At 68.8% G+C, this 18,686-nt stretch carries 14 protein-coding genes; 6 read left to right on the top strand and 8 right to left on the bottom strand.

Going from position 1 to position 18,686, the window contains the following annotated elements:
* Window positions 1-70 precede the first annotated feature (70 nt).
* The 4 genes from ACFYRU_RS32355 to lepA all read right to left on the bottom strand — a co-directional run bounded on the left by ACFYRU_RS32355 (window position 71) and on the right by lepA (window position 5,090).
* A complete protein-coding gene (locus ACFYRU_RS32355; protein WP_387665625.1) occupies window positions 71-1,474 on the bottom strand; it encodes an MFS transporter in 1,404 nt (467 codons plus the stop codon).
* Window positions 1,471-2,049: a TetR/AcrR family transcriptional regulator gene (locus tag ACFYRU_RS32350; protein WP_387665622.1), complete on the bottom strand. Its 579-nt coding sequence runs from the start codon at window positions 2,047-2,049 to the stop codon at window positions 1,471-1,473. Before ACFYRU_RS32350 ends, ACFYRU_RS32355 begins: the two co-directional genes overlap by 4 nt.
* A 211-nt stretch (window positions 2,050-2,260) precedes the next feature.
* Window positions 2,261-3,163, bottom strand: a complete 903-nt coding sequence (locus ACFYRU_RS32345) for an aminoglycoside phosphotransferase family protein (protein ID WP_387665620.1) — start codon at window positions 3,161-3,163, stop codon at window positions 2,261-2,263.
* Between the two features lie 37 nt (window positions 3,164-3,200).
* Complete coding sequence (gene lepA / locus ACFYRU_RS32340) at window positions 3,201-5,090, bottom strand: translation elongation factor 4 (protein WP_387665617.1); 1,890 nt, start codon at window positions 5,088-5,090, stop codon at window positions 3,201-3,203.
* A 106-nt stretch (window positions 5,091-5,196) separates the two neighbouring features.
* On the opposite strand from lepA, the gene ACFYRU_RS32335 reads away from it, so the two are divergent.
* From ACFYRU_RS32335 to ACFYRU_RS32325, 3 genes are read left to right on the top strand one after another with little or no spacing between them, the layout of a single operon-like run.
* Window positions 5,197-6,087, top strand: a complete 891-nt coding sequence (locus tag ACFYRU_RS32335) for a hypothetical protein (RefSeq protein ID WP_387665614.1) — start codon at window positions 5,197-5,199, stop codon at window positions 6,085-6,087.
* Between the two features lie 46 nt (window positions 6,088-6,133).
* A complete protein-coding gene (locus ACFYRU_RS32330) occupies window positions 6,134-6,655 on the top strand; it encodes an RNA polymerase sigma factor (RefSeq protein ID WP_387665611.1) in 522 nt (173 codons plus the stop codon).
* Complete coding sequence (locus tag ACFYRU_RS32325; protein WP_387665609.1) at window positions 6,652-7,821, top strand: WD40 repeat domain-containing protein; 1,170 nt, start codon at window positions 6,652-6,654, stop codon at window positions 7,819-7,821. The genes ACFYRU_RS32330 and ACFYRU_RS32325 overlap by 4 nt, the downstream gene beginning before the upstream one ends.
* Before the next feature lie 40 nt (window positions 7,822-7,861).
* Here ACFYRU_RS32325 and ACFYRU_RS32320 read toward each other — a convergent pair whose 3' ends face one another.
* On the bottom strand, window positions 7,862-10,876 hold the full coding sequence (locus ACFYRU_RS32320) for a S8 family serine peptidase (protein WP_387665606.1): 3,015 nt from the start codon (window positions 10,874-10,876) through the stop codon (window positions 7,862-7,864).
* A gap of 128 nt (window positions 10,877-11,004) precedes the next feature.
* Between ACFYRU_RS32320 and ACFYRU_RS32315 the strand changes: the two genes are divergently transcribed.
* Both ACFYRU_RS32315 and rpsT read left to right on the top strand, forming a co-directional pair.
* Window positions 11,005-11,547, top strand: a complete 543-nt coding sequence (locus ACFYRU_RS32315) for an SRPBCC family protein (protein WP_387665604.1) — start codon at window positions 11,005-11,007, stop codon at window positions 11,545-11,547.
* A gap of 134 nt (window positions 11,548-11,681) precedes the next feature.
* The gene (rpsT, locus tag ACFYRU_RS32310) at window positions 11,682-11,942 is read left to right on the top strand and encodes a 30S ribosomal protein S20 (protein ID WP_380197003.1); all 261 of its coding nucleotides are present in this window, start codon (window positions 11,682-11,684) and stop codon (window positions 11,940-11,942) included.
* A gap of 493 nt (window positions 11,943-12,435) precedes the next feature.
* On the opposite strand, the gene holA is transcribed toward rpsT, so the two are convergent.
* The gene (gene holA, locus ACFYRU_RS32305; RefSeq protein WP_387665600.1) at window positions 12,436-13,419 is read right to left on the bottom strand and encodes a DNA polymerase III subunit delta; all 984 of its coding nucleotides are present in this window, start codon (window positions 13,417-13,419) and stop codon (window positions 12,436-12,438) included.
* Window positions 13,420-13,776: 357 nt separating this feature from the next.
* On the opposite strand from holA, the gene ACFYRU_RS32300 reads away from it, so the two are divergent.
* Window positions 13,777-14,328, top strand: coding sequence for an isochorismatase family protein (locus ACFYRU_RS32300; RefSeq protein WP_387665598.1), 552 nt, complete (start codon window positions 13,777-13,779; stop codon window positions 14,326-14,328).
* Here the strand turns inward: ACFYRU_RS32300 and ACFYRU_RS32295 are convergent.
* Window positions 14,325-16,493: a ComEC/Rec2 family competence protein gene (locus ACFYRU_RS32295; RefSeq protein ID WP_387665596.1), complete on the bottom strand. Its 2,169-nt coding sequence runs from the start codon at window positions 16,491-16,493 to the stop codon at window positions 14,325-14,327. The genes ACFYRU_RS32300 and ACFYRU_RS32295 overlap by 4 nt on opposite strands.
* Before the next feature lie 664 nt (window positions 16,494-17,157).
* The gene (locus tag ACFYRU_RS32290) at window positions 17,158-17,613 is read right to left on the bottom strand and encodes a helix-hairpin-helix domain-containing protein (protein ID WP_387665594.1); all 456 of its coding nucleotides are present in this window, start codon (window positions 17,611-17,613) and stop codon (window positions 17,158-17,160) included.
* Window positions 17,614-18,686: the final 1,073 nt, after the last annotated feature.

The raw sequence follows: 18,686 nt of genomic DNA, 5'->3' as shown, positions 1-18,686 counted from the left end.
AGCGGTACCGATCGACAGGTAGTGCACCGGCGAGACGCCGTACACCGGCCGTCTGCCACGCTCAAGCGCACTACCCGTCGGCGGACACCTCCTGTCGTTCGGCACGCTTGAGGGGCAGTACGGCGATGATCAGCAACGTCGCCGCGGTCGCGGCAACGCCGATCCAGGCGGCCGTACCGTATCCGGACTCGCGCGGGAAGACGCCCGTAGTGTGCGCGGCGAGGATGAGCCCGCCGAGCGCACTGCCGGTGGAGAAGCCGACGCTGCGCACGACAGCGTTCACGCTCATCGCGCTCGCGGTCTCGGCTTTCGGGGTGACCGCGAGGATGACGCCGGGCATCGCGGCCGAGAACGCACCGACCCCGAAGCCGAGGATGCCGTTCGCAACGATCGGCTCCACGAGGTGTGACCGGGCGGTGGCGAAGAGTACGAACGCCGCAAGCACGAGGCCCGTACTTGCCGCCAGCAACAGCCGCGGCCGGTCACGCCACCGCGGAACGATGCGGCCGGCAACGAATCCGAGCACCGAGAACGGGACGAGGACGACACCGGCTTCGAACGTGTTCAGGCCGAAGCCGTAGCCAGCGGCCGACGGCGTCTGCACGTAGCGGGTGATCATGCTGAACAGCAGGTACATGCCGATGCCGCCGGTGAACATCACGACGTTGGCCGCCGCGACCGCGGGGTGGCGGAGAAGCCTGATGTCGACGAGCGGATTCTCGATCCGCACCTCGAGGAGGGTCCAGCCTGCCAACAGCAGCAGCGCGCCGATCAGGACAGCCGACGCGACCGCGAGGTGGTGTTGCCACAGGCTCGTTTGACCGATCACCAGGAGCAACGCGGGCAAGGCGATCGCGAGCAGGATCGTGCCACGTACGTCCAGCCGGACCGGCGGACGCTCCGGCGCCTGCGGCAGGGCGAAGAACGCAGCGGCGAACGCGGCCGCGGTGACTGCCAGGCCGAGTCCGTACGCGGCGCGGACACCGGCGACGTCGGTGATCAACCCCGACAACGGATAGCCGATCCCGATCCCCGCGGTCGATGCCACGGACAACAAGGCGATGGTCTTCGCGGCAAGGCGCTCGTCCAGGTGATCCCGTGCGACGGCCATCATCAACACGATCAGCCCGAGCCCCGAGCCCTGCAACGCCCTGCCGATCAGCAGGAATGCGAACGGCAACGGGAGCACGGTCAGCAAACTGCCGACGACTCCGGTCCCCAGCATCGCCAGCATCACGGTACGTCGACGTGGCCCCGATCCGAGCCGCCCGAGCACCGGCGTCGCGACTGCCCCCGCGAGCAACGCGAGCGTCAACGTCCACTGCGACGCGGCGAGCGAAACGTCGTACTGCTGCGCGACCGCTGTGATCAACGGAGCCCCGAGGCTCCCGATCACGACCGACAGGATCAACCCGACGGACGCCAGGAATCCGACCAGCAGGCGCGGCTTGGCGACGACCTGCGTGGCGCTCATCGGTTCGTCTCGGTCGTGATGTGGTTGAAGAGCCCTGGTTTGATGCGGGTCCTGGCCTGGTGGGACCAGGGTTCGTCGACGCTGGGGAGGTCCAGGGCGGCGTTGGTGTTGAGAAGCATGCCGAGGGCAAGGAACGCCTTGACGGTGACCGGGTCCAGTTGGGCGGTATCGGCGACCGACTGCCACAGGCGGGCGAAGCTGGCGCGGACGGCGTCCCGCACCTCGCCGTCACCCGCGGCCGCGGCGGCGGTGCCCTGGAGCTGGAGGAGCAGCGTCGTGCGGTCGGCGAGCATGTCGTTGTACTCCAGCCCCATCGCGGTCAGCGCCTCGATCCCGCTCGTCCCGCCGGCGGCCGCGATCATCGCGAGGCGCATCCGTTCGAAGGCCGCGTCCACGCACTCCAGGAACAGCAGTTTCTTGGTCCCGAACATCCGGAACACGTAGGCCTGCGTGATCCCCGCCCGGCGCGCGATCGTCTCGGTCGAGGCACCGTACAGCCCGGCCCCGGCGAACTCCTGCTCGGCGATCCCAAGCACCTGCTCGCGCCGTTCCTGCCCACTCATCCGTGTCGCCACGCCTCGAAGTTAGTAGGTAGTAACTACTAACCACAAGTCAGTGTCTCCGACCTCACACCCACCCGGCGGCTGGGAAAGAAACCGTCGCCAGGTGCCAATTTGTTTCCCCACCGGCTCGGGCCCACCAGGCGCCACCTCACCGCCGGCCCGAACGGCATTGGGGTGAATCCGCCAGATGCCCCAGCCCGCAGCCGGCCTGCGAGGGCGACACTCAGTCCTGGATCGCTTTCACAATGGCGATGTTGCGGGTCAGCCAGTCCTGCGGGAGGGACTCGTCGGTGCTGGTGGATTCGAGGGTCCACAACACGTTCAGCATCTGCCGGACGATCACCCAGGCGCGGGCGCGGTCCTCGTCGAGGCCGGCCGCGTCGACCGTCGTCCAGAACCGTTGCTGGACGGTGAACCGCAGATCACCGGTCACTTCGTCCCAGCGGTTCCAGATCAGCGGCGCGACCTCGAAGTGCGGGTCGCCGGACAGCGGCTTTGGGTCGATGACCAGCCATGGTTCGCGGTCCGCGGCGAGCATGTTCTCGTAGTGCAGGTCGGTGTGGATCAGCCGCCCGTCGGTGGCCGGGTCCGCGACGAAGTCCTCGGCCAGCGAGATCGCCTGCTCGACGTAGCGGTGCGGGACCGGCGCGGAGGCCGGCAACTGCCGGAACCGCTCGAGCCAGCGTTTCAGCTCTCCCGACAAGGTCCGGTACTGCGGGCCGGCCGGGACGTGCAGCCGCTTGTAGGTGGCGCCAACGATCTCGCAAGCGTCCAGGACGTCGACCGTGGTCAGGTCCCGCGACTCCAGGCGCTCCAGCAGCAGCGCGAAGCGGCGCGGGTCGGCGCGCAGCAGCTGTACGGCGCCGTTGCCGGCCCAGTCCCGCAACGCCAGGTGCTCGGTCTCCGCCTCCCAGTGCGGGAACTGGACCTTCAGTACGGCGCGCTTGCCCTCGGCAACCACCGGTACGACCAGCGCGCAGTTGCCGTACGCGGCCGTGCCGTCGACCTGCAGACTCCACTCGCCGAGCAGATCGCGAACGAGCCGCGGCAGCCGATCGAGCCAATCGGCCCAGTCCTGCCCGCGAGAGGCGACGACGAGCAGGCCCGCCGGGATCTCGACCGGCACTAGCCGGCCGGCCTCTCGTGCCGCGGCCGGACCCGCACTACTTCTTGCCTGCCTTCTCGGGGGCGTCGGAGGTGCGGAGAGCGGCGATGAAGGCCTCTTGCGGGACCTCGACGCGGCCGACCATCTTCATCCGCTTCTTGCCCTCCTTCTGCTTCTCGAGCAGCTTGCGCTTCCGGGTGATATCACCGCCGTAGCACTTGGCGAGCACGTCCTTGCGGATCGCGCGGATCGTCTCGCGGGCGATCACCCGGGACCCGATCGCGGCCTGGATCGGCACCTCGAACTGCTGCCGCGGGATCAGCTCCTTGAGCTTGCCGGCCAGCGCCACCCCGTACCCGTACGCGCTGTCGCGGTGCACGATCGCGGAGAACGCGTCCACGGTCTCGCCGTGCAGCAGGATGTCGACCTTCACCAGCTGCGCGGCCTGCTCGCCGGTCGGTTCGTAGTCGAGCGAGGCGTAGCCCTTGGTCTTCGACTTCAGCTGGTCGAAGAAGTCGAACACGATCTCGGCCAGCGGCAGCGTGTACCGCAGCTCGACCCGGTCCTCGGACAGGTAGTCCATGCCCTGCAGCTGACCACGCTTCTGCTGGCAGAGCTCCATGATCGCGCCGATGTAGTCGCTCGGGGACAGGATCGTCGCCTTCACGACCGGCTCGAAGACCTCGTCGACCTTGCCCTCGGGGAACTCGCTCGGGTTCGTGACGACGTGCTCGGTGCCGTCCTCCATCTCGACCCGGTAGACCACGTTCGGCGCGGTCGAGATCAGGTCCAGGTTGAACTCGCGCTCGAGCCGCTCGCGGACGATCTCCATGTGCAGCAGCCCGAGGAACCCGCAGCGGAACCCGAATCCGAGCGCGCCGGAGGTCTCCGGCTCGTACTGCAGGGCGGCGTCGTTCAGCTGGAGCTTGTCGAGCGCGTCGCGCAGCGTCGGGTAGTCGTCGCCGTCGATCGGGTAGAGACCGGCGTACACCATCGGCTGCGGGTGCTTGTAGCCGCCGAGCGCCTCGGTCGCACCGTTGACGTTCGAGGTGACGGTGTCACCGACGCGGGACTGGCGGACGTCCTTCACGCCGGTGATCAGGTACCCGACCTCGCCGACGCCGATGCTCTGGGTCTTGATCGGCTCCGGCGAGATCACGCCGACCTCGAGCATCTCGTGCACCGCGCCGGTCGACATCATCTTGATCCGGTCGCGGTGCGTCAGCTCGCCGTCGACCACCCGGACGTACGTGACCACGCCGCGGTACGTGTCGTAGACCGAGTCGAAGATCAGCGCCCGCGGCGGCGCGTCCTTGACGCCCTTCGGCGGTTCGATCTGCGCGACGATCTCGCTGAGCAGGTCCTCGACGCCCTCGCCGGTCTTCGCCGACACCTTGAGCACGTCCGACGGGTCGCAACCGATGATGTTGGCGAGCTCGGCGGCGTACTTCTCCGGCTGGGCGCTCGGCAGGTCGATCTTGTTCAGCACCGGGACGATGTGCAGGTCGGCGTTCAGCGCGAGGTACAGGTTCGCCAGGGTCTGCGCCTCGATCCCCTGCGCGGCGTCGACCAGCAGTACGGCGCCCTCGCACGCCTCGAGCGACCGGGACACCTCGTAGGTGAAGTCGACGTGCCCGGGCGTGTCGATCATGTTCAGGATGTACGTCGTACCGTCCGGGGCCAGCAGGCCACCCGGGGAGTCCGGTCCGGGCGTGAACGGCAGCCGGACCGCCTGCGACTTGATCGTGATGCCGCGCTCGCGCTCGATGTCCATCCGGTCGAGGTACTGCGCCCGCATCGAGCGGTCGTCGACCACACCGGTGATCTGCAGCATCCGGTCGGCCAGGGTCGACTTCCCGTGGTCGATGTGGGCGATGATGCAGAAGTTCCGGATCAGCGACGGGTCGGTACGACCCGGCTGCGGCACATTCGTGGAGCCAGCGGGCACGGAGGGGATCCAAATCTGGTCTGGTACGTGGGTATCCGGTCAATCATCCCATGGGGGTCCAGCGGATTCGAAAATCAGTGGCAACAGCCCGCTAGCGTGGTGACGTATGGCGCATGCTGCTGGGGTCCGACTGCCGTTCGAAGAGCTGCCTGCCGCGGTGCGGGCCTGGGTGGAGCGCTCGCTCGGCTCGGTGGTGACATCGGCAGTCACCCAACAGGGAGGCTTCTCCCCCGGTACGGCGGCCCGGCTGGTGACCGCCTCCGGCCGCAGGGCGTTCGTGAAGGCCGTCGGTACGTCACTGAACCCGAAGACGCCGGAGCTGTTCCGGCTGGAGATCACCGCGATGCAGGCCATCGGCCGGCTCCCGATGGCGCCGGAGCTGTACGCGGTGTACGACGACGGTGACTGGGTCGGCATGCTCTTCGAGGACATCTCGGGACGACTCCCGGCACATCCCTGGGAACAGCCGGACGCGGATCGGGTGCTGGACGCGCTGGCCGAGCTGACCGACGTACTGGACCCGTCGCCGTGGGCCGACGCGCCGGTGGTCGCCGTACGGAGCCACGACTTCCTGAGCCGCTGGGAGAACGTGCAGGCGGACGGCCTCGCCGTACCCTCATGGGTCGACGTGGAGGCGTTCGCCGAACTGGCCCGGGGAGGGATCAGGGCGCTGGCCGAGGGCAAGGCGCTGGCGCACTACGACCTGCGGGCCGACAACATCATCCTGACCGACGAGCGGGTGGTGTTCGTCGACTGGGCGCACCCGGGGCTGGCGCCGCGCTGGGTGGACACGGTGATCCTGCACGCGGAGATGCGCGGCTCTGTGACGCTGCCACCACTCCCGGAGGACGACGGAATCACAGGCTTCATCGCGGCGATCGCCGGCGGCCTGTGGTGGGGCTCGGCGCAACCGGCGCCGCCTGGCATCCCGACTATGCGTGCCTGGCAGCGGGAGCACGCCCTGGTTCATCTCGACTGGGTACGTGAACGCCTCTGATGCAGCGTTTCACGGCGATGCGCGTCTCTGGGGTGTGACGAATCCAATGGTGAGTATCAGAGGCCCGGTGCCGATACCGGTGAAAGCGGACGCAGCCGTCTCGAACCTCTACAACCGGCACTGGGTCGGCCTCGTCCGCCTGGCGGTGCTGGTGACCGACGACCGGCAGGCGGCGGAGGACGTCGTACAAGAGGCCTTCATGCAGCTGTACCAGCGTTGGCCTCTGCGAGAGTCCGAGGCGGCCGTCGGCTACCTGCGGACCACAGTGCTGAACCGTTGCCGCTCCGTACTCCGGCGCCGCCGGGTGGCGCGGCTCTACACCCCACCACACGCGGCACCAGGCGCCTCCGCCGAGAGCGCCGCCGTACTCGGCGAGGAACGCTCACAGGTGCAACGCGCCCTGCAGGCTCTTCCGACCCGTACCCGCGAAGTCCTGGTACTGCGCTACTACCTCGACCTGCCCTTCGAAGAGATCGCCCAGCTCCTCGGAATCCGTACCTCCTCGGCCCGGGCGACGGCCTCGCGCGGCCTGACCGCCCTCACCGACAAGCTCAAGGAAGTCCGATGAACGACACCGAGAACCGCCTCCGCGACTACCTCCACAGCCAGGCCCACAACGCCGTACCGGCCGACGCCCACGGCCCCGGCCCGGAACTGGGCGAGCCCACCCGGCACCGCTCCTGGCTACCGATCACCGCCGTCGCCGCCGCCGTCGGCATCACCGTCCTCCTGGCCGTCCCTGCCCTCACCAACCTCGCCGACCACTCGAACCCAGGCGTAGCCGGCACGCCGACGTCGCTGACCAGCGCACCGCCGTCGGTCCCGTACGTCGTCCAGGCCGGAAAGACCGGACAGGAGACGTCGACACTTCACGACGGCGACCGCAGTGTCACGCTGCCGCGGGGAACCTTCGCCGTCTCCGCAGCCCGCGTCGACGGTGGCTGGGCCGCATCCGTCGGCTCGGGAACCAAGGGGTACCGGCCCGCGATCATCAGCCCCGACGGCGCCATCCGGCCGATCGGGCCGCCGACCTCGGACAAGCCGGTCGCGTCGCCGGACGGCAAGCAGATCGCGGTCGCGGCGGGCAACATCAACTACCCGTCGAGCGTCACGATCTTCGACGTGCGCACCGGTCGTCAGGTGGACAGCCTGCAACTGCCGAAGGACCAGATCACCGTCCACGCATGGACCAAGGACGGCCTCTGGATCTCGAGGTTCAACCGCTGGAATGTCGTGACCGTCTGGCAGCCCGGGAGCGGTAAGCCGCGCACGATCACCCTCCCCGCGGGCACGCAACTCGTACGAACCTCGCTGACGGACACCATCCTCGCCGGAAGCCGGCCGGACCGTCCGAACTGCGCCAAGGTAGGCACAGTCGCTGGTGACAAGTTCGTCCTCACCCGGGACTACTGCGGCCGGACCGGACTGATGAGCGTCGATCTGGCGCCCGACGGCCGGACCATGGTCGACGGCGGCTCGAAGGCGGCGATCAACCTCACGACCGGGGCAGTCACCAAGCTGCAACTGCCGGACAAGGTGCAGGCGTCGGACGGGATCGTCTTCGAAGACTCCCGGTACGTGCTGGCCATCACCCAGCAGGGAGAGGACAAACCCTCGAACAACACCTTCACCATCGCACCGCGAGAGGTTCACCGGTGTGACGTCACCACCGGTCAGTGCAAGGTGATCCTGCCCGCTCGTCCGGAGACGTACTACGAGCTCATGCCGTCCTGACGGTGCAGCGGGCGGCCCCCGGTTGCGGGGGCCGCCCGTTTCAGCTGTCTACGCGTACGACGGTGTTTGCAGCACCATCTGCTCCATCGGTGTAGTGCAGCTGGCCCAGGTACCTGGTGCCGGCGGCCAGGCCGGTCCAGGTGGCGGTCACGGTGGCCTGCCCGGCTACCTGGACCGGCTGACTGGCCGGGCTGACTGTCAGGCTGCCTGCGCCGTTCTGCAGCTCCCAGTGGTTGAGGTTCACCTGCTGCTCGTTCGCCCCGGCGTACAGGTCGACGTAGACGTCCACAGGACCGCCCACAGGCTGTGGGAGGTTCACCTCTTCCTCAGCCGAGCCCCCGGTACTACTTCCGAGCAGCGTCGTCGTACCGGCCTTGTAGACGAACACGTCCAGGTCAGTACCCGCGGGATAGTCAGCGTCGAACGTGGAGAACCTGGCGTACGTCGACCCGACCGGGATGGTCGCGGTGAACTTCGCGACGTGGTCGTTCGCCTTCGGCGCCGTCGTCGGGAACGACACGCCACCTGGGTTCTTCAGCGTGGTGTCCGCGACCGTGGCCGCGTTCAGCCCGAGCGCGGTCGTGTTGAGCGTCCCGGCGTACCCGGAGGTGATCGGGACCTGCACGGAGCCCGCCGTACCGGTGCCGTTGACCTGGACCGGCGCCTTCACCGTGAGCGGCTTGATCGCGAGTGTGCTGGCGACCGTGTGCTTCGCCGACTTCCACACCAGCTTGCCGAACGAGTACTGCTCGAGCGGGGCGCCGTTGTTCTCGATGGTGACCTTGTACGTCGTACTGCGGCCCGGGAGCGTGACCAGCAGCCTCGGCGAGACCGTCACCTTGAGGCCCTTCACACCCTCGACCTTCGGGAAGTACACCTCGGGGATCTTGCCGACGTTCGTCACGGTCCGGGTCACGGTCTGCTTGCCGGCGAGGTCGCCGATCGCGATCGTCGGGTAGTTCAGGTCGCTCAGGTCGATCTTGCCGTTGGCGCACAGCTCGTGCGTGCTCGGTACCTGCCCCGAACCGCAGACGAACTTCGTCCAGTCCGTGTAGGTCGAGTCGTACACCAGCCCGGGGTCCATGCCGTACTTCGGCTGTACCTCGCCGGCGCCGTACCCGAACGGGTTGGCCGGCGAACCGCTGTCGTTCTGGATCGGCTTGCCGCTCGCGTCCTGGTCGGTCGCGGTCGTCATCATCGCGGACTTGATCGCCATCGGGGACCAGGTCGGGTGCTTGCTCTTCAGTACCGCGGCGATGCCGGCGATGTGCGGCGTGGCCATCGACGTACCGCTCATGAACGCGTACTCACCACCGGCCGCGCTGAACGCGGTCGTCGCCGCGAGGACGTTCGTACCCGGCGCCATGATGTCGGGCTTGAGCAGGTCGCCGTTCCCTGCCGGGGACGGGCCGCGGCTCGAGGAGGCGGCGACCAGCGGGGCGTTCACGCGGACCGGAGTACCGGCGCCGATCGTGGCGGTCGGGTTCGCGGTGCCGCTGACGTACGCCTTGACCTCCGGCGCCAACTTGTCGTCGAGATGGACGGTCGGCACCGAGTGCAGGTCGGCGTCGAGGGTGCCTGGGGTGATGTTGAGCAGGATCATGCCGACACCGCCCGCGTTCTTCACCTGCAGGCTCTTGTCGACGCGGGCGTTCACGCCGCGGTCGCAGACCACGATCTTGCCTTTCACCTTCGCCGGGTCGAGCGTGCCGGCCTGGCAGAGCGTCAGGTTGGTGGGGTCGGCGTTGGGCAGACCCGCGTCCTTGGCCAGCACCACCGGCGCTTCCGGCGTACCGGCGCCGATGCCCGCACCGGTGTAGGACTTGCCGTTGCCGAGCTGCACCGTCGTCTGGATGTCGCGGTCATGGGTGCCGTTGGCAACCGACGTGACCCAGGGGTACGTCTTGCCGACCGTCGTGTCGCCCGGACCGGTGTTCCCGGCGCTGGTCGCGACGAACACGCCTGCCTTGGCGGCCCGCAGGAACGCGAGGCCGGTGGCGTTCACGTACGTCGATCCGCTGCCGGAGATCGAGTAGTTGATCACGTCCACACCGTCGGACACCGCGGCGTCGATCGCGGCCACGATGTCCGCGTCCGTACCGCTGCCGCCGCCGGACGCGTCGACCGCCCACAGCGCCTTGTAGATCGCCAGCCGAGCGTGCGGCGCCATCCCGGAACCCTTGCCGTAGTCGCGACCCAGCACGGTCATGTCGACGCCGTAGTCGCCGGCCGCCGTACTCGCGGTGTGCGTACCGTGGCCGCCGTAGTCACGCGGCGACTTGTACTCCTCCGGGATCGGGCGGTTGCCGATGCCCTTGTCGAAGTACCGGGCGCCGATCACCTTGTTGTTGCAGGTCACGGGCGCCTCCTCGCCGGCCTGGCAGGTGCCCTTCCACTTCTTCGCGACCAGCGCATCGGACTGCTTGGTCGTCTTCATCGGCGCGAAGCTCGGCCGCTCCGGGGTGTAGCCGGAGTCGATCATGCCGATGATCACGCCGTCGCCGGCCTTGTCGACACCACCCGCCTGCTGCCACGCGCCGCCCTTGCCGGACAGGCCGAGGAAGCGCGGCGTGTCGACGGTGTCGGCGTGCTGGATCTCGCTCGGCTCGACGCTCTTCACACCGGACGACTTCGCCAGCTTCACGGCGTCGTCGTACGACATCTCCGCCGAGAACCCGGCGTACGTGTAGTTGTAGTCGTACAGCTTCTTCACGCCTGGGACCTGTGCGAGCGCTGCGGTGCGCTCGTTCGCGAGGTGCTTGACGTAGTCGACGACGGGCGCCGCGGTCTTCAGGAGCTTTGCGCCCGGCAGCACCTTGGTCGCAGCGAGGCCGGCGATGTCGCCGTCGTACTCCGCGACCGGCGAGTCGTCGAGCTGGACGATGTACGAACCGGTGCTGGAGCGTTTCACGTCCGGATCGGCCGGCTGCGCGGCGGGTCGGCTGGCGTGCGCGGCGGGTTGGCTGGCGTGCGCGGCGTTCACCAGCACGGGTACGCCGGCCGCGGCGGCGATCAGTGCGGTCGCGGCGATGATCGCCGGTCGTTTGCGGGTCACGGAGTTCCTCCAGGGCTTGGCGGAGCGATGGCGGAGCTTTGGGGCTCGCGAGGCCCCGAGTATGCCGTCGACCGCCGACAGTGTCACGCTCACCACAGGCAGCGACCGCAGACGGAAGGGAAAACCCCATGCCCGACCTGACCGAATCCATCACAGTGCGCTCCACCACCAACGCCCTGTACCGATTGGTCAGCAACCTCCCCCGCATGCCCGAGTGGAGCCCAGAATGCACCCAACTCCACTGGACCCACGCCCCTCTCACCCCCGCCCCGCAAACCCCGGCCCCGCACAGCCCCACCGCCTCGGGCAGGCTGGCTTCGGGTGACGCAGGCGCCGTCGGGGGTCCTGTGGTGGGGGCGCGGTTCGTCGGGTACAACCGCGCCGGATTCATCCGCTGGTTCACGTTCGGCCGAGTCGTGACCGCCGACCCGGGCCGCCGCTTCACCTTCGACATCACCTTCGGCCCGATCCCGATCTCCCGCTGGGACTACTCGTTCACCAGTACCGCCGACGGCTGCACAGTCACCGAATCCTGGACCGACCACCGCCCCCGTATCCTGAAGACCCTGTTCCGCCCCGTCTTCGGCAACCGCACCCCGCGCAACGCCGAAGGCATCCACACCACCCTCACCCGGCTGAAGTCGGCCGCCGAGGCAGCCGCCCCCGCCTGAGCGGGCGGTCGCCGGTTTGGAGCTGGGGACGGCTTGTTGGTAATCTAGTCCTTCGCGTGCCCACGGGTGGTGTACAGCCGTGCGCGCAACACCATCCTGTATTGACCGCACACACCTGATCGAGGCTCTGCTCCGTGGCGAACATCAAGTCCCAGATCAAGCGCAACCGCCAGAACGAGGCTGCGCGACTTCGCAACAAGTCCGTGAAGTCGACCCTCAAGACGGCTGTTCGTCGCTTCCACGAGGCCGTCGAGGCCGGCGAGGCCGAGAAGGCCACCGAGACGGCCCGTAAGGCCGGCCGCCTGCTCGACAAGGCCGTCAGCAAGGGCGTCATCCACGCCAACCAGGCCGCGAACCGCAAGTCGGCCATCTTCAAGAAGGCCGCCTCCCTCTAAGGCCCGGTCGGGCCACCCCCCGACCCCAAACGATCGGCCCGTCCCCAAGACCGGCCGATCGTTACGCATGCCCAAAACCACCCCAACCCTCGCCCCGAACCACCTCGATACCACCCCGGCGCACCTACCCGGATCCGCCCAGGCGGGTGGACGCGATCAGCACCACCCGCGCGAACGGCTGACGGGCAGCACCCTCGCCCGAGCCCATGCAATCACCGACGGCCGTGGAAACGGGTAACAGCCAACACCTCCCTCCGAGCCAACCCGATCCCCGGCGCCCTCGCGAACGCGTGACACCCAGCACCTCCACACAAGCCACCGCGATCAGCGCCGGCCATGGAAACGGGTAACGGCCAGCACCTCCACACGGGCCGGTGCGATCGGTGGGGAACCACGCGAATTACTGACGATCAGGACCTCCGCACGAGTCGACGCGGTCAGCGGCGAGCGCGCGAGCGGCTGGGGGTCAGGGCCTCCGTGCCAATTGATGCGGTTAGCGGCGGCCGTGGGAGCGGGTGACGGTGAGGACCATCCGCTCGAGTGCGTACCCGGCGTCGCCGGAGGCGCCTTTCACGTCGGCGTCGGCCTGGGCGACGGCCTTGATCGCGGCCGCGAGTCCACCCGGCGTCCACCCCCGCGCCTGCTGCTTCAGCTGCTTGAGCTTCCACGGCGGTACGCCGACCTCGCGCGCCAGATCCGCGTCCCGCATCCCGCCCGCCGCACTCGCGTACTTCGCCAGCCCGCGCAACCCACCCGCCATCGCACTCGTCACCAGCACCGGCGCGACCCCGCAATCGAGCGCCCACCGCAACTGCTCCAACGCAGGCTCGGTCCGCCCCGCGATCGCCGCATCCGCCACCGCGAAGCTCGTCACCTCCGCGCGGCCGCCGAAGTACTGCCCGATGAGTTCAGCGGTCACGGCCTGCCCACCAGAGTCCGACACCAGCTGCGAACAGGCCCCCGCCAACGCCCGCAGGTCATGCCCCACAGCATCGACCAGCGCCGACGCGGCCCCTTCGTCCACGGTCCCGCCGAGCAGCCGGATCTCGCCCGCGACGAACTGCGGCAGCTCCCACGCCTTCGGCGCCGTCGCGACGACCTCGTTGACGGATGCCTTCCGCAACTTGTCGAGGACGCCCTTGCCCTTCTGACCGCCGGAATGCACAAGCACAACGAGTACGTCGTCCGACGAGGCGTCGGCGTACTCGATCAGATGCGGTGCCATCTCACTCGGCAGGTTCTCCAGCGCCCGCAGCACGAGCACCCGCTCGCTCGCGAACAGCGACGGCCCGGTCAGCTCCGCGAACACCCCGACGTCCAGCGTCGCCGCCTCCAGGTCCGTCACCTCGACGTCCGCACTGGTCTTCGAGACCGCCGCGATCGCCGACCGCACCGCCCGATCCGCCAGGAACGACTCGGCCCCGGTCACCAGCAGAACGTCCCCGAGCTTCGGCGCAGAACCTTTACGAGCAGCCACGCCGCCAAGCATCCCACGCCCTCCGGACAATCCCGCTCCACGCCCTCCCCAAACCACCCGCAACCACCGCTCCGCCCCGGCGCGATCCGCCCACATGAACCCGGTGCGTCTCCATGCGCAAACACTGGATGCGCGCCGAACGCGAACCAGCGCGAATACCCGGCCCGCACCCAGCGCGAACCGCCGCAACTACCTGGTGTCTCCCGACGCAAGCCGCCCGCAAACACCCGGCACGCCCAGCACGAGCCGGCACGAGCCAGTACGAGTCAGCGCGCAATAGCCGGGTGCGCCCTGCGCGAGCTGGGCGTGGGGGACCCGGGGCGCGTTCGGGAATTGCGTGTCGGCGAGGATGGCGGCATGACCTCAACTGTCGACGCGTTGGTAGTCGTGGACGTACAGACCGCGTTCGTCTCGGGCGCCGATCCGGTACCGGGCGCCGCACAGCTCCTGGAACGTATCGGCGAACTGCTCAACCGCGCACGTGAGGCCGGCGCGACCGTCGTACATCTGCAGAACGACGGCGAGCCCGGCGCCGACGACGAACCCGGTACGCCCGGATGGGAGCTGTACCTCCCGGTGAAGCCCGGCCCGCGAGAACACGTGATCCGCAAACCACGCGACGACGGCTTCGACGCGACTCCGCTCGGGGAGGTCCTGGTGTCGGCCGGCGTACGGTCGCTGGCGATCTGCGGGTTGATGTCTGAGATGTGTGTCCACGCCACCGCCAAAACCGCACTGGCCCGCGGCTACGACGTGGTCCTTCCTCACGACGCCCACGGCACCTACGACATCCCAGCCGTACCAGGCGTCTCCGAGTCAGTCCCCGCCCACGTAGCCTCCCGAGTAGCCGCCTGGTCGCTGGGCGACGAGGTCGACAACACCACACCCACCTCTGCCGTCACCTTCTAACCGACCACCTCCTGGGGTTGGGTCGTGAGGGCCAGACGCTTGTCGGTGTTGGTGACGACGAGGGTCCCGCTGATGTTGGTGGTGGCGGTACGGACCGTGTCGTGGGACAGGAGTTCGAGGGTTCTCGGCGCCGGGTGGCCGTAGTCGTTGTTGCGTCCGGCGGAGATGACGGCGAGCCGAGCGTCGGCCGCCGCGATGAAGGCCGGGTCCTGCTGGGCGGATCCGTGGTGCGGGACCTTCAGCACGTCTGCCCGCAGATCGACTCCCGTCGCGAGTACAGCCCGCTGCGACTCAGGCTCCAGGTCGCCGGTGAGCAGGATGCGTAGCCCGGAAACCTCGACCATCATCGCGATGCTGGCGTTGTTCTCCGGCGACCCTTCGTCCGTGGACGTCGCCGACGACGTACCGGCCGGAGGCAGCGCCGGCACCTTCGCCGGCCACAACGTCGTCCAACTCACCTGCCCGACGGCCCGCTGCTCATGGAACGCGACGGTCCGCACCGCCACCCGATGCTGCCCCGCCAACTCGATCACCCGCGCGTACTCGGCACGCGGCGAGAAGTACGGCGTCACCTCGATCTCGCCCACCTTCCTCCCGTTCAGTACCCCGGCCAGCCCGCCGACATGATCGGCATGGAAGTGACTCAGTACGACCACCGGGACGTACCTCACCCCGAGCTGCCGCAGACATCGATCCATCGCCGCCGGATCCGGCCCGGTGTCGACGACGACCGCCGTACCGTCACCCGCCCGCAACACCAACCCGTCTCCCTGTCCGACATCACAAACCACGAACACCCAGTCGCCCGGTGGCCACCCGAACGTCCCGACAGGCCGCAGTACGACGACCGTCAGTACGACCACCGACACAACCATCGCGATCGGGCGAGCGAGGATGCGATGCATGCCGACGACAAGCACGACGCAGAGCAACGTCAGTACCGCTACGCCGATCACCGTTGCAGGCCAGGCGTTCGCTGCGCCGGGCAGGTCCGCGCCTTCGCGGGCGACCAGGATGATCCAGCGGGCCGGCCAACCCGCGACCCAGCCGACGAACTGCGCCAGCCCCGTGCTCACCAAGGCGACCCCGGCGGCGATGAAACCCAGGATCGTCGCCGGACCAACTGTTGGACCAGCCAACAGATTGGCCGCGACCGCGACCAGCGACACCTGACCCGAGAGCCACGCGACGATCGGCGTACACGCAAGCTGAGCAGCAAGCGGGCATGAGATCGCCTCCGCCAGCCATGCCGGGAGCCAACGCGCCAGCGCATCTCGCCAACCTGGCCCGAGCAGGACGATCCCCGCGGTCGCGAGTACCGACAGTGCAAAACCGGCTGACCGGGCGAGTGACGTGTCGAGCAGCAGGAGCACGATCACCGCGACCGACAGACTCCGTACCGCGCGACGCTGCCCTCCCCCGCTGGTCATCGCCGCCAAGGCGATCAAGCCCATCGCGGCCGCACGCAGGACGCTCGGCTGTGGCCGGGCGAGTACCACGAACACCACGACCATCAGCACACCAACCACGGTCAAACCGCGCGCCCGTACGCCGATACCCCGCACAAGGGGCAGCACGAATGCAAGCAGCAGCGTCAGGTTTGTCCCCGACACGGCCGACAGATGCGTGAGGCCTGTGGTCCGGAAGTCCGCGTTCAGGTCGGCCGAGACACCGGAGACATCGCCCATCACGAGCGCCGGTACGAGTCCGCGTACGTCCTCCGGCTCGTGCGCTACCGATTGCCGAAGTCCGGCTCGTACGCGCTCGGCCGCACGCAACCACCAGGGCGGCTCGTCGACTGCACGCGGCGGCGATCGGGTCGAGAGCATCGCGGCCACCTCGCCACCGCTGTCGGCACGCTGGAGCCTGCCGTTCGCATCAACGTGCTGGCCGTACCTCACGGTCTGCCATTTCGCGTTCCCGATCACCAACACCGGCGTTCGGGTCCGGACTGTCTTCGTTCGTTGGCTGTGTACCTCCTCGATAGTTGCCTTCACCACCACGTACGGCGGACGCCTGCTGGTGGTGCTCTGCCGCAACGACGGATCCCCGTCGATCCGCAGCCGAACCCCGACCGTCCCCTCGGCACCAGCCAGCTCGTAGACCGGCCCCGCCCGCAACCCCGCCACCTGAAGCCCGGCCGCAATCCCCAACCCTCCAACCACCACCAACACCGCGACAACAGCCCACCCACTCCGACCCCCAACCGAAGGCCACCTAGTCCGAGCCCCAGCCGGAGCCCGCCTAGCCCGAGCCCACCTAGCCCAGACCCCAGCCGGAGCCCACTTAGCCCGAGCCCACCTCGCCCGAGCCCACCTCGCCCGAGCCCACCTCGCCCGAGCGCACCTAGCCCGGGCCCCAGCCGGAATCCACTTAGCCCGAGCCTCAGCCGGAGCACGCTCAGCCCGAGCCTCAGCCGAAGGCCATCTCGTCCGAGCCGATGTCGAAGGCCGCCTCACCACGTTCCGCGCCGAACGTCGCGCCTCGCTCGTCGATCGAGGCCCCGACACATCCCCGGCCTCGGCGACCATCCGTCGCTGTCGGCGGACGAGCAGCAAGCCGAGGACCGCTGCCAACCCGAGCGCAGCGGCACCAACCGCACCACCGACCATCGGCGCCTGGCCCACCAGCACGGCAGCCGCCAGCCATCCGAGTCCGGCCGGTGCCAGCAAACGCAGGTCGACAGGCTCGACCTCAGCCGAGACCTCCGCGGGGTCAGTCGCCGGCTCCGGCGGTGACACGCGCCAAGGTTCGGACAGCGGTTCGTACGGCGGTTCGGGCTGCGGTTCGCGCGGCGGCTGGGGAGTTGGGACGGGGTTGGGGGCGGGGTCAGATGCGGACATGGGATTTGAGGGAGTCGTACTTCTTGGGGCCTACGCCGGGGACCTCCTGGAGTTGGTCGATCGTGGTGAAGGGGCCGTTCTGGGTTCGGTAGTCGAGGATGCGTTGGGCCAGGACCGGGCCGACGCCGGGGAGCGCGTCCAGTTGGTCGAGGGTGGCGGTGTTGAGGTTTACGGGGGTGTTCTGGGCTGTGGTGGGCGTGGGTGGGGTTGATGGTTGGGGTGGGGTTGTGGGCTGGGGTTGATTGGGTTGGCCGACGATGATTTGTTCGCCGTCGGATACCTGGCGGGCGAGGTTGAGGGTCGTCAGGTCGACGCCGCGGAGTGCGCCGCCGGCGAGGGTGAGTACGTCGGCTACGCGTGAGCCGATCGGGGCTCGGACGAGGCCGGGGCGTCGTACCTTGCCGGCCACGTACACGACGACGAGCTGCTGGTTCGGTGACATACCGGTGCCTGGGGTCTGGTTGGGACCCGGCAAGGTTTGGGCGGCTTGGGTTGGGTTGGGCGGGGTTGGGACGAGCTGCGTACCAGATTGAGTCGCGTTGGATGAGGGTTGGCCTGAGGTCGGGCATGGCTGTGTCGTCGTGGGTGCGAGTTGGCTTGAGCAGGGTTGGGCGACTGGGCTGCCTGCAGTTGTGGTCGTGGGGCGAGTTTCAGGGATGGCGGTCGGTTGCGCGCGGAGGAAGGACCAGGTAGCCCAGGTGAGGCCAAGGGCCAGGATTGCCAAGAGCACCAGGACGTGGCGCGGGGTGATCGTCCACCGAGCGTCGCGCAGCCGGTCCACGAACTGCCCGCGCTCCACGCGCTCCGGTAGCTCCTGGCGAACCGGCGGCCGGGCCCGCCCCGGCCGGCGGGCTCGCTCGGGGGGCTCATGGCGCTCCCGTGGCTGAATGCGTTCCGGGGGACGAGCGCGCTCCGCGGACTGTGTGTGCTCCGGGCGCTGATTGCGCTCCGACCGCTCGTGACGATCCGCGGGCCAGGTCTGCTCCGGCCCCTCGAGGTGGTCCGGGGGCGGGGCGTAGTCCGGAGGCTGAGGGTTCTCCGGGGGAAGAGGTCGCTCCGCGGGTCGGGTTCGCTCCGCGGGGGTGTGGTGCTTCGGGGGCTGGGTGCGGTCCGGGCGCTTGAGGCGGTCCGGGTGGGCTTGTTCTGGGGGTTGGGGGTTGTGGGCGGGGTGGTTGCGCGGGTTGGGTTCTTGGTTGGGGGTCCATCCACCGCGCACCTCATCACGCTCCTCCGGGGATTCGGGGTGTTGGTCGTGGGTGTGGAGGTCGGCGTGCGTGGGCGGCCGGGCGGCGAGGCGCGCGAGGGCGCGGGCTCGGGCGTCGGAGGCCGAGGGGTCGGTGCGGCGGAAGACCTTCACGCCAGGGAAAGTACGAGTTCTCGGCGCCGTGGAACGCACGAGTTGAAACCTGTGGAGGACGCTGCGGCGAGGTTCGGGCAGCCCCAGAACGGTGCTCTTGCCGGGACTGGGAACAAGAAATGGTGTCTGGGGAGCTGCTATTTCCTGTCTCCAGACAC

The organism is Kribbella sp. NPDC004536 (assembly GCF_042873835.1).
Taxonomy (GTDB): Bacteria; Actinomycetota; Actinomycetes; order Propionibacteriales; family Kribbellaceae; genus Kribbella.
The sequence above is the reverse complement of the archived record's forward strand: the minus strand, read 5'-3'. Positions and strand labels throughout refer to the sequence as shown.